The 17748-nt window shown below is 38.7% G+C and carries 19 protein-coding genes; 7 read left to right on the plus strand and 12 right to left on the minus strand.

Features of this window, described 5'->3' with window-relative positions; all coding sequences use genetic code 11:
• Nucleotides 1-52 precede the first annotated feature (52 nt).
• Nucleotides 53-1195: a tRNA (adenosine(37)-N6)-threonylcarbamoyltransferase complex transferase subunit TsaD gene (tsaD, locus tag HCCG_RS06585; RefSeq protein WP_002956688.1), complete on the plus strand. Its 1143-nt coding sequence runs from the start codon at nucleotides 53-55 to the stop codon at nucleotides 1193-1195.
• A 61-nt stretch (nucleotides 1196-1256) separates the two neighbouring features.
• On the opposite strand, the gene nadA is transcribed toward tsaD, so the two are convergent.
• From nadA to HCCG_RS06635, 11 genes are all read right to left on the minus strand, one after another.
• On the minus strand, nucleotides 1257-2267 hold the full coding sequence (gene nadA / locus HCCG_RS06590) for a quinolinate synthase NadA (RefSeq protein ID WP_002956689.1): 1011 nt from the start codon (nucleotides 2265-2267) through the stop codon (nucleotides 1257-1259).
• A gap of 29 nt (nucleotides 2268-2296) precedes the next feature.
• On the minus strand, nucleotides 2297-3082 hold the full coding sequence (locus tag HCCG_RS06595; protein ID WP_002956690.1) for a phosphatidylserine decarboxylase: 786 nt from the start codon (nucleotides 3080-3082) through the stop codon (nucleotides 2297-2299).
• 2 nt (nucleotides 3083-3084) lie between these two features.
• Entirely contained in the window at nucleotides 3085-3633 is a 549-nt protein-coding gene (locus HCCG_RS06600) for a queuosine precursor transporter (RefSeq protein ID WP_002956691.1), read from the minus strand.
• 27 nt (nucleotides 3634-3660) lie between these two features.
• The gene (locus HCCG_RS06605; RefSeq protein ID WP_015453484.1) at nucleotides 3661-5493 is read right to left on the minus strand and encodes a hypothetical protein; all 1833 of its coding nucleotides are present in this window, start codon (nucleotides 5491-5493) and stop codon (nucleotides 3661-3663) included.
• 9 nt (nucleotides 5494-5502) lie between these two features.
• Nucleotides 5503-5946, minus strand: coding sequence for an OmpA family protein (locus HCCG_RS06610; RefSeq protein ID WP_230197915.1), 444 nt, complete (start codon nucleotides 5944-5946; stop codon nucleotides 5503-5505).
• A 32-nt stretch (nucleotides 5947-5978) separates the two neighbouring features.
• Nucleotides 5979-6131, minus strand: coding sequence for a hypothetical protein (locus HCCG_RS11970; protein ID WP_154645875.1), 153 nt, complete (start codon nucleotides 6129-6131; stop codon nucleotides 5979-5981).
• A gap of 101 nt (nucleotides 6132-6232) precedes the next feature.
• A complete protein-coding gene (locus tag HCCG_RS06615) occupies nucleotides 6233-7024 on the minus strand; it encodes a non-canonical purine NTP pyrophosphatase (protein WP_002956694.1) in 792 nt (263 codons plus the stop codon).
• A 27-nt stretch (nucleotides 7025-7051) separates the two neighbouring features.
• Nucleotides 7052-8110 carry a thiamine-phosphate kinase gene (locus HCCG_RS06620; RefSeq protein ID WP_015453485.1) on the minus strand — a complete coding sequence of 353 codons (1059 nt, stop codon included), beginning with the start codon at nucleotides 8108-8110 and terminating at the stop codon, nucleotides 7052-7054.
• A 14-nt stretch (nucleotides 8111-8124) separates the two neighbouring features.
• Complete coding sequence (gene nadC, locus HCCG_RS06625; protein WP_002956696.1) at nucleotides 8125-8958, minus strand: carboxylating nicotinate-nucleotide diphosphorylase; 834 nt, start codon at nucleotides 8956-8958, stop codon at nucleotides 8125-8127.
• An 84-nt stretch (nucleotides 8959-9042) separates the two neighbouring features.
• Nucleotides 9043-9681: a superoxide dismutase gene (locus tag HCCG_RS06630; RefSeq protein ID WP_002956697.1), complete on the minus strand. Its 639-nt coding sequence runs from the start codon at nucleotides 9679-9681 to the stop codon at nucleotides 9043-9045.
• 108 nt (nucleotides 9682-9789) lie between these two features.
• Nucleotides 9790-10725: a radical SAM protein gene (locus HCCG_RS06635; RefSeq protein WP_002956698.1), complete on the minus strand. Its 936-nt coding sequence runs from the start codon at nucleotides 10723-10725 to the stop codon at nucleotides 9790-9792.
• A gap of 159 nt (nucleotides 10726-10884) precedes the next feature.
• On the opposite strand from HCCG_RS06635, the gene HCCG_RS06640 reads away from it, so the two are divergent.
• Genes HCCG_RS06640 through thiE form a run of 6 tightly spaced genes read left to right on the plus strand, consistent with a single transcriptional unit; the run spans nucleotide 10885 to nucleotide 16821 of the window.
• Nucleotides 10885-12069 (plus strand): murein transglycosylase domain-containing protein, encoded by a 1185-nt coding sequence (locus HCCG_RS06640; RefSeq protein WP_034548233.1) that lies wholly within the window; start codon nucleotides 10885-10887, stop codon nucleotides 12067-12069.
• Nucleotides 12070-12111: 42 nt separating this feature from the next.
• On the plus strand, nucleotides 12112-12840 hold the full coding sequence (locus HCCG_RS06645; RefSeq protein ID WP_002956702.1) for an arginyltransferase: 729 nt from the start codon (nucleotides 12112-12114) through the stop codon (nucleotides 12838-12840).
• A 12-nt stretch (nucleotides 12841-12852) separates the two neighbouring features.
• Nucleotides 12853-15651: a type ISP restriction/modification enzyme gene (locus HCCG_RS06650; protein WP_002956703.1), complete on the plus strand. Its 2799-nt coding sequence runs from the start codon at nucleotides 12853-12855 to the stop codon at nucleotides 15649-15651.
• A gap of 10 nt (nucleotides 15652-15661) precedes the next feature.
• A complete protein-coding gene (locus HCCG_RS06655) occupies nucleotides 15662-15805 on the plus strand; it encodes a hypothetical protein (RefSeq protein ID WP_015453487.1) in 144 nt (47 codons plus the stop codon).
• 1 nt (nucleotide 15806) lies between these two features.
• Complete coding sequence (locus HCCG_RS06660; protein ID WP_014667553.1) at nucleotides 15807-16109, plus strand: type ISP restriction/modification enzyme; 303 nt, start codon at nucleotides 15807-15809, stop codon at nucleotides 16107-16109.
• A 16-nt stretch (nucleotides 16110-16125) separates the two neighbouring features.
• The gene (gene thiE, locus HCCG_RS06665) at nucleotides 16126-16821 is read left to right on the plus strand and encodes a thiamine phosphate synthase (RefSeq protein ID WP_002956704.1); all 696 of its coding nucleotides are present in this window, start codon (nucleotides 16126-16128) and stop codon (nucleotides 16819-16821) included.
• A 390-nt stretch (nucleotides 16822-17211) separates the two neighbouring features.
• Here thiE and HCCG_RS06670 read toward each other — a convergent pair whose 3' ends face one another.
• A complete protein-coding gene (locus HCCG_RS06670; protein ID WP_002956705.1) occupies nucleotides 17212-17739 on the minus strand; it encodes a hypothetical protein in 528 nt (175 codons plus the stop codon).
• Nucleotides 17740-17748 lie beyond the last annotated feature (9 nt).

Consider the following 17748-nt stretch of genomic DNA (forward strand, 5'->3'; position numbering starts at 1 on the left):
CATTTTGTGGAATAATTCTAACATTTTATTTTAGGGTTTTTAAAGGGGTGTGATGATTTTAAGTATAGAATCTAGTTGTGATGATAGCTCTTTGGCTTTAACGCGTATTATTGATAAAAAGCTTATTTATCATATTAAAATCTCTCAAGATTCTGAGCATAGCACTTATGGTGGTATAGTGCCAGAAATCGCTTCAAGACTCCACGCTAAAAGGCTTCCAGAGATTCTAAAAAAGCTAAAAATGTTTTTAAATAATGATTTATCACTCATCAAAGCCGTGGCTGTTACCACGCGTCCGGGGCTTAGTGTAACGCTTATTGAAGGCTTAATGATGGCAAAGACTTTATGTCTTGGACTGCAGATTCCACTCATTTGTGTCAATCATCTTAAGGGGCATATTTACTCACTTTGTATTAGCAAAGATTTTGCGACAGATTCTGCTAAAGATTCTAGGAAAAACGCCCCGCCCCCGCTTTTAGAATCTCATTTAAAATCTCATACAGAATCCCTTTTAGAATCTCGGCAAAACAAGCAAGATTCTCTAGGCGTTTTGCTCGTCTCGGGCGGACATACGCAGATTCTGCAAGTTAATGATTTTCATCATATCAGCATTATCGCTCAAAGCCTTGATGATAGCTTTGGGGAAAGCTTTGATAAGGTTGCAAAGCATTTGAATCTAGGCTATCCGGGCGGTCCGCAAGTGGAGCGTTACGCTAAGAATTGTGAAATCAATCAATATAAACCCTATGAGTTTCCTATCCCACTTTTACATAATAAAAAGTTGGAATTTAGTTTTTCAGGGCTAAAAAATGCGGTGAGACTAGCCATACAGGAGATGGAGCAACCGCTTAGTTTGCAGGACATCGCAAGTATTTCTAAAGGGTTTCAAAACGCAGCGTGTGAGCATATTGTGAGAAAAACTCGGCTATTTTTTCAACATTTTGAAGGCAAATACTTCGCCATTGTCGGTGGGGCGAGTGCGAATACATATCTGCGTGAAAGAATGAGTGAGCTTTGTAATGAGTTTGATAAGGAGCTATACTTAGCGGATTTGGAGTTTTGCTCTGATAATGCTGCGATGATAGGACGCGTGGGCGTGGAGCATTATTTGAGAGATGAATTTACCCCATTGCTTGAAGCCCAAATCGCCCCAAAAAGCCTAAAAGGCGATTTTGTGGAATCTGCGACTTTTTAGTCTTAAAAATCTAGCATTAAAATTTAGCCCTACTCTAAACAGCCTTAAGATAAGCCCCATTTTAAGATAGCTCTAACATTCTATCAAGGGCAATTTTCGCCCACTTTTGAACTTCAGAATCTAAAAATACTTCATTTATAGGCTTATTATCTTCATAGGCTAAAAGCACATCATACACATCTTGCAGTGTTGTCTCGTTCATCGTGGGGCATTGAGGCTTACTAGAGCTTAGCACAAAGGTAGTTTGTTTGCTTTCAAACTTAGGACGCAAACGATTGACGAGATTAAATTCCGTGCCAACAGCAACCTTTTGCTCTAAAGGCAAGTCTTGCACATATTTGATGATTTGGCTTGTAGAGCCGACAAAATCCGCCAAATCCACCACGCTAGGATCGCATTCTGGATGCACGACAATCTTAATATCCTCAAACTTATTGCGATAAAACGCAACATCTTCAGGTGTGAAAAGCTGATGCACGGAGCAGAATCCATCATAGCAAATCACATCAGAATCTAGCACTTTTTGTTTAGAATCTACCCGCAGTAAGCTTGATTTTTTATTATCCGCCTTGGCTAGATTCTCCCCCAAACACCTATCTGGGAGAAAAAAGATTTTCTTATTTTGTGCCTTAGCAAAGTCAAAGATTTTTGAGGCATTAGCACTTGTGCAGACAAGCCCACCCATTTGAGCGACTTTCGCCTTGACATCGGCATTTGAGTTAATGTAAGTAATGGGGAAAATCTGATCTCTGCTCAAACCATAAGATTCTAAAAGTGCGATACTTTCATCAAAATATTCACTATCAATCATTCTTGCCATAGAGCAACAGGCTAAACGGGGCATAATCACGCGTTTATGCGGTGCTAAGACTTTCACACTCTGCCCCATAAACGCCACGCCACAAAACACGATAAGGTTTTTTTCACTCATTGAAGCCTTGCGTGAAAGCTCCAAACTATCGCCGCACAAATCCGCTAAGGCTACCACTTCATCTTTTTGATAATAATGTGCTACTAAAAGTCCATCAAGTTTTTGTAATAAATCTTTAATTTTATTTTGTAATTCCTGCATTGTTTTTACCTATCCTTTAATGCTTACCTTTATGCGTAAGTGCCTATGTCTTGAGCGAATTTGACTTGATCATTCATATTCACATCTGCAATCATCTGCTCCATAAATAGCACGATTGTAGAACCCATTTGAAACATTCCTAACTCCTGCCCCTTTTTCATAGAAATGGGCGTGAGATACACATAATTTGTATTATGGAGTCCGGCGTTAGTTTTGATTTTTGGCTCAAAGTGCATTACCATACTGCCGACATTTAACGCCCCCACCGCGACAAAATACACCCATTTATTATTTGGCGTTTTTGCCACAACCACAACGCGTTCATTCCTCACAAAAAGGCTTTGATTCTTGCGAAGTGATGGGAGATTCACAGGCAGTAGCTCCCCACCAAAATACCGCACTTCATAAATCTCCAAATCACAAGGTGCGTGATAGCGATGATAATCTTTTGGGGAAAGATAAAAATTAATATAATATAGCTCTCTATCAAGCTTTTGACCCAAAAGCTCTTCAATGGAATATTCCATTCCCTTAATCTGCAAAGCATTTTTATCACTGCTTTTGCCTAGCTGTGTGATAAGAGAATCGCAAGGGGAGATAAGCACAATAGGATTAGCATTCACAGGGCGTTTAGCGACTAAAGAGCGGGTAAAAAGGGCATTAAGTGAGGGGTAGCTTGAAGCAGGGGCAAACTCACTTAAATCAATCTTAAAAATCTTTACATAAGTGGTGTTAATGAACTTTTGAAAAGGAGAGAAAAACTCATAATTCGCAAAACGACCAAAAAGCCGAGAGAATGTATTAGACAGATTCATACTCACCTCATTTTTGTGATTTTAGGCTTATTTTTAATGGCAAAGACATAAAACAATGGCGTATCGCACAATGCCAAAAACACCTTAATAGAAAAATCAGCCAACAACATAGCAATAACTTGCTCCCACGGATACACAAACAAAAAAGCGATATGAAAAAATATCATCGTATCTATGAACTGTGAAGCCATCGTGCTTGCGTTATTGCGTAGCCACCACAGCTTAGGAAAGCGATTTTTAAGATAAAAGAAAATATGCACATCAAGATTCTGTGAGACAAAAAATGCACACACACTTGCAATAGCAATGCGTGGCTCACTTGCTAAAAGTGATGGGATAAAGGCGAGAAGTAGCCCTGCCCAAAGTGTTTTTAGCACTTCTGCCTTATTATATTTTTCGCTCAAAATATCCATAAGCAAAAAGCTAATGGGATAAGTCAATGCTCCATAAGTGAGCGGAGTATTGAGTATAGGATACTGCACGGTGTAATTTGCCAAAACCACAATACACGCAAAAAGTAGTGAACTTCCTGCAAACACCACACTACTCATAGATTTTTCTTGTTTAAGATTTGACAATTACTGCTCCTTTTGTTGATGTGATTGTGAATCTAGCCTAAGATTCTCATAAATTTGCTTTGAAAGTTGGGAATTATAGCTAACAAGGCTGTTTTTTAGCTGAATTTCCCACTGCGTAAAGCCTTCACGCATTTGATTTTTAAATGCTTCTTGATTGAGTGCTTCATCAACACTATTAATACCTACATCAGCGGCGACAAAAAATCCAATCGCACATAATGGGGCAAAAGGTCCGCACACAAGCGACCCCCCTGCCCCAGCCGCACCACTTAGTCCCTTTTTAGCTACACTTTTTCCCACAAGTTTTGCTCCCGTTTTTGCCATAGCTTTGCTAGAAGTTTTTATAATCATCGCTCCAACCACACTTGCCCCCAAAAGTGCGGCTACACCATCAGTTGCCCTAGGATTTAGCACATTAAGATTTTGCGTAAAATCATCAAAAGATAAGGAATGCGAGATAAAGGCATTGTTAGGCTTTTTGTTTATTGTAAAAAAGCTAAAGTCCTGCTCTAAACGCTTTTTAAGCTTATCAAACTCTGCATCATACACACGATTTAAACGCTCTTGTAAATCATTTGGCGTATAGGCTTTAAGCAGAAAAACAAACTGTTCTTGTGCGATGTCCTCCCCCCTGCCAATAGCCGCATAAAAAAGTCGCGTATATTCCCCATAGACGCTAAAATACCACTTAGAATACTCATCAATAATAATCTCCTTTTTAGCAAGATATTCTTCCAAACTTGCTTGTGTAGAGTGATTAAGATTTGTTTCAAAATCTTTAAGCGTAGATTTAATCTTGTGCTGTAAATCCGCTATATCTTTGGTATTGACAAAGCTCTGCACCCCTTGAATACTCACTTCAATATACTGCTGATTTTGAGCTAAAAATTGTGTGGCTAGAATCTCCGGTGCTAGAATCTCCGCTGCAAACTTACTTGACTTAGCAAGGGGCTGGAGCAAAGAACTCACATAAAAAGCAAGGCAAACAAAAATTAAGAAAAATATAACGGCAAAAAACTGCTTAAAAGCCCTGCTTTTGTAAAGGGGCTGAATCTTAGAATCTTGGTGAGATTCTGGGTTGTTTTTAGATTCTAATTTGGTGGAATAACCACTCAAAACAAGTAAAGAAAAACTCGCAAAAGAGCTGAAATAGCCAAAGGCAAAAAGCACATTCAAAATAATGCGTAAAGAATCATTGCTGAAATAGAGCATATCCACAATAGCCTTTTTTAGCACAATAAAACCAAAAAGCTCCTGCCACCATTGACAAGGCATTTGTGCGATATGAAAAGATTCTAAAAGCATTTCATAATGCCCTTGAAAGCTAGTGATATGTATCTGTTGCAAAGCAAAGCCCTCTAGTATAAATTCCCCCACACAAGCACACACAGCACAAAATAACGCAGTATATTTTTTCGCTAAAATAGAGGCAAAATCTAGGCTAATATTCGCCCTGCAAATGACTTTTGCTACCTTAAAGGTATATATGGAGCAAGGCACTAACACACAAAAGATAAAAATATCACTGCCACTAGGAAAAAGTAGCATAAAAAATAATGACACACTTCCCATACACGCAAAGATTCCACTTATAATCTTTATAAATAAAAAGCGTCCAAAATGCCTTGAAAGCCAAGAATCTTGCTTGTAATATGCCTTAATCGTGGCTTGTTTTTTTACCTTTAGCACTTCATAGGTTTGTATAAAAAGTGCGATAAAAAGCATACAAAACGCAGGATAGAGTAAAATACAATATTGCGGAGAATATCCAACAGACACAATACAAATAAGACTTAAGATAAAAAAAGAGAGAGAAAGAATACGCTTCATCATTGCAGAATCCTAACTTAGAAAGCTAGGAATACTTTTATTTTGAATCGCAGTAAGAGAGATTTCAACGCGGCGATTTTTCGCTCTGCCTTCAGCTGTTTTATTTGAAGCGATTGGCTCACTCTCACCTAGCCCATCAACCACAAAGCGTTCAGTCTTAACCTTTTGATTTTGAAGATAAGCCGCAACACTTTCTGCGCGTTTTTTAGAAAGGGCAAGGTTTGTTTTATCGGAACCTGTATTGTCTGTGAATCCAACAACGGTTACGATTGTTTTATCATATTTATTTAGCACTTTTTTATTTAGCACCTTATAAAAATCAGAACTCAAATCATCACTTCCACTTTTAAAGGTAATATCACCGGGCATATTAAGGATAATCCCATCGCCTTCCCTTGAAACACTCACGCCTGTGCCTTGAAGCTCTTTGCGAAGTTGTTTATCCTGATAATCCATATATCCACCTACAGCACCACCAGCCAATGCACCTACACCAGCACCAATAGCTGCACCTTTAGCCCTATTTTTTTATTCACTAATGCACCAATACCTGCACCAACTGCCACTGTGCCAAGCGCACCAATAGCAGTTTTGCTCACTTGAGATTCACCTGTGTATGGGTTTGTTGTGCAAGCTGCCAAGTCGTTGTTTTTAGCATACGAAGTCCTTTTTTATTTTGAGATTTTAAAGCTTGGGATTGTATCTGCAAAAGATTTGTTTTTACCTTAAAAATACACAAATTTTACAGAGAAAGAAGCTTTTTAATACATTGAGAAAAGGCTTTCTTGCGATGAGATATGGCATTTTTAGCACTTGGTGAAAACTCTGCTAATGTTTGCTTTTGCGGATTAGATTGAGCGGGAATAAAAATAGGATCATAGCCAAAGCCCTCTTTGCCCCTTGGCTTATCAATCACTTCTCCGTGCAAAACTCCTTCACTATACTCCACTACCAAACGCTCAAATGGTGGCAACATAGAATCTAGCTTAGAATCTAGCGTGGCAGATATTGGCACGATAAGCAAAGCAATATAAGCGGTAAAAAACGCAGGGATTTTTATCTGCTTCTTATTCGCTAACGCTGAAAGCCTTTCACATAAACACACAAGATTGACTTCATCAGCACTATTACTCAACTTCACCGCACTCTTTTGAATCTGCCCTTGTGCTTGTAAAAACTCATAATATCTCGCACTATAAATACCCGGCTCATTATCCAGCATAGGCACACATAGCCCACTATCTTCAGCGATAAAAACAAGGGGCGTTTGGAGTAGATGTCGCATAGAATCTTTAGTTTTATCATCTCGCATTTTATTACAAAACGCATTATAAACCGCCTTTAGCTTAATCGTGGCATTCTCTTTGAAACTCGTGCCATTTTCTTCAATCTCAAAGGGCATAATAAAATCGCTATACGCATAGACATTTATAGAATCTTGTGGAGTTTGAGACAAGCCCTCAATCTGCTCTTGCAAAATCGCCCTAAACTCACGGATTTTATTATGATTACCTGTGGCTAAAATAATAGTCATTTATTCTCCTTTGTCGTCATATCAAATTCAATGCCAAAGTGTGTTTTTAGGTAAAATCGTGCGTTTTTTTCTTAAACTTCCTAGCTTAAGAAGCTTAATCCTATGTCGTGCTGCCTGTCGCTTGAATCTTAAGCTATCCTTGGGGCTTATGGCTAAAAGCATTTCATACGCCTCCCCACTTTGTAGTAACGCCCTTGATTTAGGAGCAAAAAGCGGCACAGCACTTTTAAATCCGCATTGATTAAGCACACAAAGCCGCTTTGTCTCTTGCAAGATTCCATCAGATATGTCTAAGCCTCCTTTTAAGAATCTTTCACAGCTTTGCACAAACTCCGCTCTAATCTCCGGCTTTAAAAATCGTCCTTTTGCTTTGAGATTTATCTTTGTAAGCCTTTGCTTATCGTTTATTAAAAGATTTTTTAGCACTTTTAGTCCTTGAGTGATAGTTTTGCTAGGATACCTATCGCAAGTGGCGTATAACACAGAATCTAGCGGGATTCTATCGCGAAAGAGCGTGCGTTTGTTGGCAAAACCAAACAATGTAATATGAAACGCTAAAGTTTGAGAGCTAATCGTATCACCACCGATAAGAAAAATATTGAACTTTTTGCAAAAATCACTTATCCCCTGCACGCATTCTCTTATCTCGCTTTTTCCCCATTTTCGTGGCAAGGCAATACTTAACATAGCATAAGCAGCAGTGGCATTCATCGCCACAATGTCAGAGTAATTAACCAAAAATGCCTTATACGCAAGAGTATAGGGGGAAAACCACTCCTGCAAAAAATGCACTCCCTCACAAAAGCTATCCATACCAATGACCAAAGGAGCTTTGCCCTTTAGTAGAATATGCGGGGATTTTAAAGCATTGTGCGATTTATGCTGAATCTGCGGCTGTGGAGTTTGTGATTTACAAAATTGCGTTTTTTGAATCCCTGCCTGAATCTGTGCTTTGTGTGTGCGTGGGTAGGCATTTTTCACATTGCCCAAAATCACACAATCATCACCAATGCCCTTTGTAACGCCACTTTGCTCTAATAAGCGGATAAAAAATGCTTCTTTGTCAAACGCCACTTTACAAGCCATTTTGTGCCTAGAATCTAACAAGGGTGGATTTTAAGGCTCAAATCAAGCCATTTTGCTTGATGGATAAGTGAGCCTACACTGATAGCATCAACGCCACTTTGTGCGTATTCTACGATATTTTCAAGGTTTATATTCCCACTTGCTTCAAGCTTAGTATGCTTGGCATACTCGTTGCGATACGCCACAACTTTTTCAATCTCATCTATTGACATATTATCACACATCACAACATCAGCTCCAGCCCCCATTGCGTTAATCGCAGATTCTAAGCTTTCGCATTCCACTTCAATGGGACACATAAATGGCACTCTATCTCTAGTAGTGCTAATTATCCCCCGTAAATCAGTAATATGAGCTAAATGCGTATCCTTTAGCATCAGCATAGAATCTAGCCCAAAGCGATGGTTACTCCCTCCGCCATTCACAACAGAATATTTTTCCAACTCCCGCAATAATGGTCGAGTCTTGCGTGTATCTAGCAACTTTATGGGTAGATTGCTAATTTTTGAGCTATAAGCATAGGTGAGCGTGGCGATTCCACTGCTATGAGCTAGGATATTCAGTAGCACCCGCTCCATTTGCAAAAGTGCAATATGACTTCCACTTAATACACAAAGCTTTGTGCCTTTTTTGAAACACTCCCCATCTTTATGAGATTCTAAAATCTTTATATCAAAATGCTTTGCCAATGCCTCCAAATACACAAAGCCGGAAAACACACCCTCTTCTTTAGCTAAAACATAAGCCTTTGCTTCCCTATCTTGTGCGATTAAGGCGTAGAGATCGCCCCTACCTAAATCCTCTTGCAAAGCTTGAATGATAAATTGCTGAATATGATATTGTGTCATCTTATGCCCCTAGTTTTATGATGAGTTTTATAAAATGAGAAAATATCATAGCGACACTCACAAGCGTGAGTGTCATTCCTGTCCTTATTTAACAGGGTGAAGCTCATTTGCGTAAAATTTAAAAGATTCAATACCTCTTTCCAACGCCCATTTGTAAGACACAGAGACAAAAGCCCAATTAATATGCTTCCAAAACGCTTCCAAATACGCAGGTCGCGCATTTCTATGGTCAATGTAATAAGCGTGTTCCCACACATCAACAACCAAAAGTGGCACTTTAGAATCTGTCGCAGGAGTTGCAGCGTTGCTTGTTTGCACGATTTCAAGCTTTTTATTTTGTGTGTTATACACAAGCCAATTCCAGCCAGAGCCAAAAAGTGTTGTGCTTGAAGCAAGGAATTTTTCTTTCAATCCATCAAGTGAGCCAAACTCCGCATCAATCGCCGCACTCAGCGCCGCACTTAGCTCACTTGCCTTAGGGCTTATGCAGTCCCAATAAAAGTCGTGATTATACACTTGAGCCGCATTATTAAACACACCGCCACTTGATTTTAAGATAATATCGCCAAGCTCCGCATTTTCAAACTCTGTGCCTTTGATAAGGTTGTTGAGATTATTCACATAAGTTTGATGATGTTTGCCATAGTGATATTCAAAAGTCTGTTCGCTTAAAAAGCTACCAAATTCGTTTGTGCCATAAGGCAATTTGCGTAATTCAAACATAGTCTCTCCTTAGTTTTATTGTGTTGTTTGCCCTTGCCAAGCAAATTCCATAAAGATTACAGAATCCATAACAAAAAGCAAGGCATTATAATCAAAATCTTTTAACTTTTATTCCACAATTTTATAAAATATATTTTCTCCCACACTGCATTGCTTTACAATATTTTTTTGGCAAAGTTGATATAAGAGTGCTAAAGTTTTTGAATCTAGCATTTTTTGTGCGTCTAATGTGCTTAATGGACGCCTTTTGATAAGCCCTATTAGCCCATCTGTGTCATAAGTTTGCAAGGCTAGATTCCCACTCTCTTTAGTCTGTGTGCGTTTTGGAAGTGAAATAGTAAGATGTGGATAAGCATAAAAACACGAAGCGAGTTCTTCTAGCTTTTCATCACTCACTGCCTCCACTTTATAAGCCGGCGGGCGATCAATACTCCCTATATCCACGCGTTTTAAACCTTTAAGCGTTGATAAAAATTCAGCAATTTCCTTAGCCTGTTCCATTGTGTCATTTATGCCTTTCACAAACAGCACTTCGCTCACAATCTCCCCATTAAACCTTTGGCAGAACTCGCTTATGCCCTGCTTAATTTGGCTAAGATTCAAACTCCTATGTGGGCGATCCACTCTCTTAAAAGCCCTAGATTCCAAACTATCGCAGGAAAACTTCACAATATCCACAAGCATAAGTGAATCTTGCACTTCTTTCTTCCATAAAAGTGAGCCATTTGTAAGGATAAGCAACTTTATAGAATCTGGCACTATCTCTTCAAGTTTGCTAATTAATTCATACAAATGCGGATACAGCGTTGGTTCACCATTTGCTGTTAATGTCAAAACATCGCATTTCTGCGTTTTTAGGGCAGATTGAATGGCTTGTAAGATAGAATCCACGCTCACAATCTCTTCCATACGCTCCATAGTCTTTGCCCATTGCAACTCACAATACACGCAGTCAAAATTACATTGCTTCTTACTCGGGGATAAATCCACGCCAAGTGATCGCCCAAAACGCCGAGAGTTTATAGGACCAAATACAATTTCCACGCTTTTTCCTTTCACGCCTTTTTCTCTAAGATTTAAAATCTTGCGAGTATAGCATATTTCTATTTATTGAGATAAAGCTTGTAGGGCAAAGCTTAACTTTTTACGCTACAATGGGCGTTTTGATTTTGACACACTAAATCCAAATTGAGATATGACAATATGAAACAATACGCACAACTTAGCATAACCCTTGCTCTAACTTTAGGCTTTTTTGGCTGCTCTGCACTCACGCCAGAAAATGCCGTAAAAATCGCCATAGCCGATGATCCAAACTACGCAATGCGACAAATCGCAGGAAATCAGTTTAGAATCTACGCCACAGACAGCAAAGCCCTTATGCGAGATATTAAGGAAGCCAAGCGACAATACGCAAAAGTCGCAAATGACCTAAGCGGCAATGTTGCCAAGCAATGGAGCAAGGAAGATGTGAGTTTGCCAAGTGCAGAATCTTATGTCAAATACTCAAATAACTATAAATCCAAAGCAACTATCAACTTCCATAGCGGTGCAATACGCATTGAAACCATTGATACTTCAAACCCCACAAAGTCCCTAGAACAAGCCATTACAAATACACTTCTTTTGCCCCAAGATCCAAGCAAAGTGGATTTGTATTCTGCTGATGATTTTAAATTTGATGGCGAACCTTTTCTAGCAGGGCTGATTAAAGACCACGATGGGCAAGATATTTTGACACAATGGCGTGCAGAGCGATATGCTAAATATCTTGTGGAAAATGAGCTAAAAACCCGCAAGGATAGCAAGGGTAAGCTTGTGAGCTATGTGGATTTGCAAATGGTGGGAGATTATCAAAGTAAGAGCGAGCATAAATACGAAGATCTTGTATTGAAATATGCTCATAAATACAATATCTCTCCCGCCCTTGTGTTAGGCATTATCCAAACAGAATCTAACTTCAATCCCTATGCGGTAAGTAGTGCGCCTGCCTATGGGCTTATGCAGGTTGTGCCAAGCACAGCGGGGGCTGATGCGTATGAACTCATAAATGGCAAAAAAGGTATGCCAACAAAAGAAATGCTTTTTAACCCTGAAACAAATATTGAATATGGCGTAGCCTATCTTAGCATTCTTTTTAACCGCTATTTAGCGTCAATAAAAGATAAGCAAAGCCAAGAATACTGCGTGATTACTGCTTATAACGCTGGGGCTGGAAGTGTGCTAAGAACATTTGCAAATGATAAGAATGAAGCTTTCAATCGCATAAATGCTATGTCTCCAAAAAAAGTCTATGACACGATTCAATCAAAACTCCCCTCTAGCGAGGGTAGACGCTACCTTGTGAAAGTAACCACACATAAGAAAAATTACGAGCATATTAAATAAGAGCGGTTTAAAAAATGAGGTGGGTGCGTTAAAGGTATATGAATGAGATTAGTAGAATTTTACTCCGAAGAAAAAACTTGTAGCTACATAGATTCTAAAAAAAGCATTTTTAGATATTTTCATATTCAAAATGTAAAGCCTAGCTTCTACCACGGGCTTTTGGAGCGGGGCTTTAGACGCTTTGGGAATTACTTTTTTGTGCCAATGTGTCAGGGCTGTAATGATTGTATCTCAATCCGTACTTTGATTGATGATTTTAAATTTAGCAAGAATCATAAGCGAGTGCTAAAAAAAGCTCAAAACATAGATATACAGATACAAAAGCCCACTATCTCACAAGCCCACATAGAGCTTTACAACCGCTATCATCAAACTATGCGAGATAAAAAAGGTTGGGATTACACGCCCACAACGCCAGAATCTTATATGGATATGTTTGTAGATGGACATCAAGATTTTGGCTATGAGTTTTTATACTTTATAGATTCTCAGCTTATTGGCGTTGGGCTTGTTGATGCGTTGGGGCAAAGCATTACAGCAGTGTATTTTTACTATGATCATAATTTTTCACATTACAGCCTAGGCACACTTAATATTTTAAAGCAAATCAGCATAGGGCGGGAGTTTGGACTGAAATATTTTTACCCCGGATATTGGATTAAAAATCATTATTGTATGGGCTATAAGGAGCGTTTTACGCCCTTTGAAGTGCTTAAAAACGCCCCAGATATTTTTGAGCCACCCATTTGGGAGTTTTATACTAAGGAATGAAAAGGAGAGAAAATGGAAAATTTACACGCATATATACAAACCATACAGAATATGCAGGAGAGTGATAAGGAGCTTACCTACCGCACACCATTAGAAAATTTACTAAACGCATTAAAAGGAGAGTCTAAAACTATCCATATCAAGCACGAGCCAAATAATGATAAAGAAGGCAGGGGTGCACCAGACTTTTTAATCACAAAAGATTCTCTTACACTTGGTTATATTGAAAACAAGCGCATAAATGCCCCTTTAGATGAAATCACACAAGACAAGCAGATTCAAAAATACTTCCGCCTAAGCTCAAATATCATTTTGACAGATTATCTTAGATTCTGCCTTTTACACCAAGATGAAAAGGGCAAAATAAGTATAAAGCAAGAGTGCAGAATCTGTGAACTTTCACAGCTCCAAGCCCTAGCGAAAAATTCTAAACTTTATGATTTAGATTCTAAAGCAAAAGAGCTAAATGAGCTTTTTACACTCTTTTTCTCTCAAAGTCTAAACCCCATAAACACAGCTAAAGAGTTTGCCAACGCCTTAGCTCAAAGGACTAGAATCCTAAAAGATGAAATGATAGAAAATAAAGCTAATGATTCTATTCAAAGGCTTTTTAACGCCTTTAAAGAATCGTTATATAAAGATTTAGACTTCATCACTTTTGCCGATAGCTTCGCACAGACGCTGACTTATAGCCTGTTTCTCGCTAGGCTTAACAACAACGCAAATGAAACAATCACCCTAGATAATGCCTACAACTTTATCCCTAAATCTTTCTCACTTATCCAAGCGATGAGTAAATTTTTACGCGAGTTAAAAGAGCTAGATTCTATCAAATGGCTTTTAGAAGAAATCATCGCTATTATCAATCACATAGACATCGCCGCCATTATCCACGATCTCAACAAACTCTCGCAAAAAGACTTGCTAGGAGAGCATATCTACAAAGACCCATATTTACATTTATATGAAGACTTTCTCAAAGAATATGATGAGAGCTTAAGAGAAGTGCGAGGCGTGTATTACACCCCTGCTCCAGTGGTGAAATTCATCATAGATTCTATTGATTTAACCCTGCAAAAAGACTTTAATAAGCAAGGGCTACAATCCGCCATCACTGATGATAATATCACGCTTTTAGACTTTGCCACAGGCACAGGGACATTTTTACTAGAAGCTTTTAGAAAAGCCCTAGAATCTAGCAATAAAAACAGCGTGAAATACAACCCAAAAGCCTTGATACAAAGATTCTATGGATTTGAGTTTTTAATCGCACCCTACACCATAACACATCTTAAAATCTCTCAAGCTTTTAAAGAAGAGTTTGAAGCCGAGCTAAATGACAATGAAAGCCTAAATATCACGCTGACAAACACACTCTATGTGAGCAGCAAAGCAGATGAAATCAATAAGCAAAGCAATCTCTTTGTAGGTATGGCAGAGCTTACAAAGGAGTTTGAAAAAGCCCAAGAGATTAAAGGCAAAGATATTTTAATCATCACGGGCAATCCCCCATATAGCGGAGCTAGTGCAAACAAGGGCTTATATGAAGATGAAGTGCGTATCACCTATGGGCTAGAGCCAAAACTAGCCGAGCTTACAAAAGCCGAGATAGAGAGCCTATCACGCTACTTTTCAAACAAAAGCAAAGACAATGTAAAAACCTTTAAAAGCACACTTGATAGACACAAACTCCAAAATGAGAAAAATCCTAAAATGCTACTAGATGACTATGTAAAATTTATCCGCTTTGCTGAATCTAAAATTGAAAAGCAAGGGGGCGGAATCTTTGCCTTTATTTCCAACAATGCCTTTTTAGACAACCCCACATTTCGCGGTATGCGTTATCACCTGCTAAGGACATTTGATAAAATCTATATTTTAGACCTGCACGGCAATACGCGTAAGAAAGAGACCACACCAAGCGGCGATAAAGATGACAATGTGTTTGACATTATGCAAGGCGTTTCTATCAATATTTTTATAAAAACCACAAAAGATTCTAACAATCTAGCGACAATCTACCACTATGATCTCTATGGCAAACGCAAGGATAAATATGAATTTTTATATAGCAATACTTTAGATTCTATCCCTTGGCAGATTCTAACCCCACAAACCCCCTTTTATCTCTTTATCCCACAAAATGAGTCATTAAGAGTAGAATATGATAAAGGCTGGAGTGTAAAGGATATTTTTAAGGTTTCAAATACGGGCGTTGTAACTAAGAGAGATAAATTGTGTATCCAAAAAACCAAAGATAAAGTATGGGAAGCAATGCAAGATATTATCAATTTAGAAAAACAAGATTTTTATAAAAAATATGACTTACCTCCAGATGTGAGAGATTGGCGTTATGAGTGGGCTAAACAAGATGTACTTGACAATAATGACAAAAGCACGATTCGAAAAATCCATTATCGCCCTTTCGATATTAGATATATATTTTATAGTGGCAAATCTAGGGAGTTTGTAGGGTGGCCTGTTCCTATTGTATCAGAGCATTTTCTACACGATTTTGACAATGATATGTGGATAGAAAACTTTACACAAGAATTTAGGGATTTTATAGATTCTAAGTATAAAGAGCATTTTAGCCCCGAGCAGATTCTAGGCTATATTTATGCAGTGCTATTTCATAAGGATTATAGAGAGAAGTATTTAGACTTTTTGAAAATTGACTTCCCTAAAATCCCCTTTGTAGAATCTAAAGAGAAATTTCTAGCCTTAAGCGATTTAGGCTTAGAGCTACTTGATACGCATTTAATGAGAGAGAGAGAGAGAACAGAAAATGATGAGAATGACTTGCAATAAAGGAAGCTTGATGAAAAATATCGGTTTAGTCTGTGATAGGGGGAGTAAATTATCTCAAATTGATAATATTTTCATCACAGATTCTATTGTTGATTTGCATTTAGTAGGCAGTGGGAGCTATGTTTTCCCACTTTATTTGACACAAAGGATATAGAATGAATGAGTTAGAATCTATCGGCGAGCCACTCTATAATGACAAAAATGATAAAAATCTCATTATAGAAAAGCCCAGCTACAACTCAGAATCTAAAAGGCTTTTTATCAACAAAAGCTTATATTTTGACAAAGTAGAATCTAGCGTGTGGGAGTATAAAATCGGCGGTTATCAAGTCTTAGACAAACATCTTAAATCCCACAAAGGCGAAGAGATAGACTTCACACATTTTCAAAAGATAATCCAAACCTTGCATAAAAGCCTAGAGATAGAATCTCGCATTGCCACAATAGAATTAATGTGAGACAAGCAGGATTAAGATGAGTGTAAATACAAGGCTACAAGGCATTTATGCTATAAGTGATGAGATTCTAACTCCCTATGAGATTTTATCTCAATGTGTAGAATCTGCTCTCAAAGCTGGAGTAAGAATCTTCCAGCTCCGCGACAAAAGCCATAGCGATGAGTGGCTTTGCCCCATTGCAAAGGAGCTTTTAAAGCTGTGTGAGCGATATAACGCCCTTTTTGTCCTTAATGACAGGCTAGACCTTGCTCTTAGGCTTAATGCCCCAGCACTACATATCGGCAGAGATGATGGGGAATTTTCCCGTGTGAGAGAGCGATTTAGCGGGATTTTGGGTGCTTCAAGCTACGGGGATTTACAAAGGGCAAAGGTTTTAGAATCTTTAGGGGCGGATTATGTAGCTTTTGGTGCATTTTTTCCCTCTCCTACAAAGCCAAATGCCGCTGCCGCTCCGCTTGAACTTCTAATCCAAGCTAAACAAACACTCAAGATTCCCATCTGTGCCATCGGTGGCATTAGCACTCAAAATATTCATCTGCTAAAAAATGCCGATATGAACGCAGTAATAAGCTCTCTATGGGCTAATAACTCACAAGATTCTAGCACCTTAGAATCCACACGCACAAACTCCACTTATACAGAATCTACTCTGCAAAACCGCTTAGATTCTATTACCCACAACGCAAAAGCTTTGCAACAGTATTGTAAATGACAAAAAGCGATAAAACACAATCACAAAGACTACATTTGGGTTATACAATCTGCCAACGCAAAAATTCATAATATCAAAACGATCAGTCTAACTTACGCTTAAGGCACAACCTTAAAGCGTGTTGAAAATAAATCGCACGAAGTGCAGACCTTGTAAAGCGTTGTAGGGGGTGAGCGGCACGACTGCGAACGATTTTTAAGGGGGAGTAAGCGGTATATCTGCGAACCGACTTCGCGTGCAGTAGCGAAGCTACGAACCCACGCTTGCAAATTTAAGCCCCTCCCCTTAAAGATAAAAAAAGAAAGAAAATTTTGTTAGAGATATTTTAGGACTAAGTCCTTCAATATGACAAATGGATTTTAACACTTTGCTTATTACTCCACCTAACCTTTACCACTCTTCCCCAATGCCCAGCATTATGCACTTATCAAAGCGGGGCAAAACACAATACGCAAATATTTCCTGCCCTAGCCCAAAAGATTCTAAATCGCTTAAATACCGCCCATCAAAGCTAAGGTAGAAGCTTTCATCATTTGGCGTAAGCCTAGCGCCAATGCCCACACCGCCCAAATGGCTATACTTAATAAACTCCGCCATATACGCCCCTATCAGCACAATCCCACCACGCCATTGAAGCCTTTGAATATCTGTAAAGCCGCGATACACGCTATATTCAATCACAGGACGCCTATCATAATAAGGATAATCTTGCTCTAGCGATTGTTTTTTAACCTGCTCCACATAGGAGCGTAGCATAGGGGCATATTGCTTTAAATAATAACTGCCATCTTTGGGTAGACTAAAGGGGTTTGGAGGCTGATTGACCACTGCATTGCCTAACGCATATATGTCTAAGCACAACACACATAGACATATATACACACAAGCACAGGCTTTTTGCAAGGCTATAAGTAGCATTACAGAATC

Origin of the sequence: Helicobacter cinaedi CCUG 18818 = ATCC BAA-847 (assembly GCF_000155475.1) — a bacterium.
GTDB lineage: Bacteria > Campylobacterota > Campylobacteria > Campylobacterales > Helicobacteraceae > Helicobacter_C > Helicobacter_C cinaedi.

Bases quoted from the DNA above. Each gene is read 5' to 3' on its own strand.
- HCCG_RS06615 (WP_002956694.1), bottom strand. From the start codon at position 7,024: ATGACTATTATTTTAGCCACAGGTAATCATAATAAAATCCGTGAGTTT.
- HCCG_RS06610 (WP_230197915.1), bottom strand. From the start codon at position 5,946: ATGGATTATCAGGATAAACAACTTCGCAAAGAGCTTCAAGGCACAGGC.
- HCCG_RS06645 (WP_002956702.1), top strand. From the start codon at position 12,112: ATGAGATTAGTAGAATTTTACTCCGAAGAAAAAACTTGTAGCTACATA.
- HCCG_RS06650 (WP_002956703.1), top strand. From the start codon at position 12,853: ATGGAAAATTTACACGCATATATACAAACCATACAGAATATGCAGGAG.
- HCCG_RS06595 (WP_002956690.1), bottom strand. From the start codon at position 3,082: ATGAATCTGTCTAATACATTCTCTCGGCTTTTTGGTCGTTTTGCGAAT.
- tsaD (WP_002956688.1), top strand. From the start codon at position 53: ATGATTTTAAGTATAGAATCTAGTTGTGATGATAGCTCTTTGGCTTTA.
- nadC (WP_002956696.1), bottom strand. From the start codon at position 8,958: ATGACACAATATCATATTCAGCAATTTATCATTCAAGCTTTGCAAGAG.
- HCCG_RS06670 (WP_002956705.1), bottom strand. From the start codon at position 17,739: ATGCTACTTATAGCCTTGCAAAAAGCCTGTGCTTGTGTGTATATATGT.
- HCCG_RS06620 (WP_015453485.1), bottom strand. From the start codon at position 8,110: ATGGCTTGTAAAGTGGCGTTTGACAAAGAAGCATTTTTTATCCGCTTA.
- thiE (WP_002956704.1), top strand. From the start codon at position 16,126: ATGAGTGTAAATACAAGGCTACAAGGCATTTATGCTATAAGTGATGAG.
- HCCG_RS06605 (WP_015453484.1), bottom strand. From the start codon at position 5,493: ATGATGAAGCGTATTCTTTCTCTCTCTTTTTTTATCTTAAGTCTTATT.
- HCCG_RS06660 (WP_014667553.1), top strand. From the start codon at position 15,807: ATGAATGAGTTAGAATCTATCGGCGAGCCACTCTATAATGACAAAAAT.
- HCCG_RS06630 (WP_002956697.1), bottom strand. From the start codon at position 9,681: ATGTTTGAATTACGCAAATTGCCTTATGGCACAAACGAATTTGGTAGC.
- HCCG_RS06600 (WP_002956691.1), bottom strand. From the start codon at position 3,633: ATGAGTAGTGTGGTGTTTGCAGGAAGTTCACTACTTTTTGCGTGTATT.
- nadA (WP_002956689.1), bottom strand. From the start codon at position 2,267: ATGCAGGAATTACAAAATAAAATTAAAGATTTATTACAAAAACTTGAT.
- HCCG_RS06640 (WP_034548233.1), top strand. From the start codon at position 10,885: ATGAAACAATACGCACAACTTAGCATAACCCTTGCTCTAACTTTAGGC.
- HCCG_RS06655 (WP_015453487.1), top strand. From the start codon at position 15,662: ATGAAAAATATCGGTTTAGTCTGTGATAGGGGGAGTAAATTATCTCAA.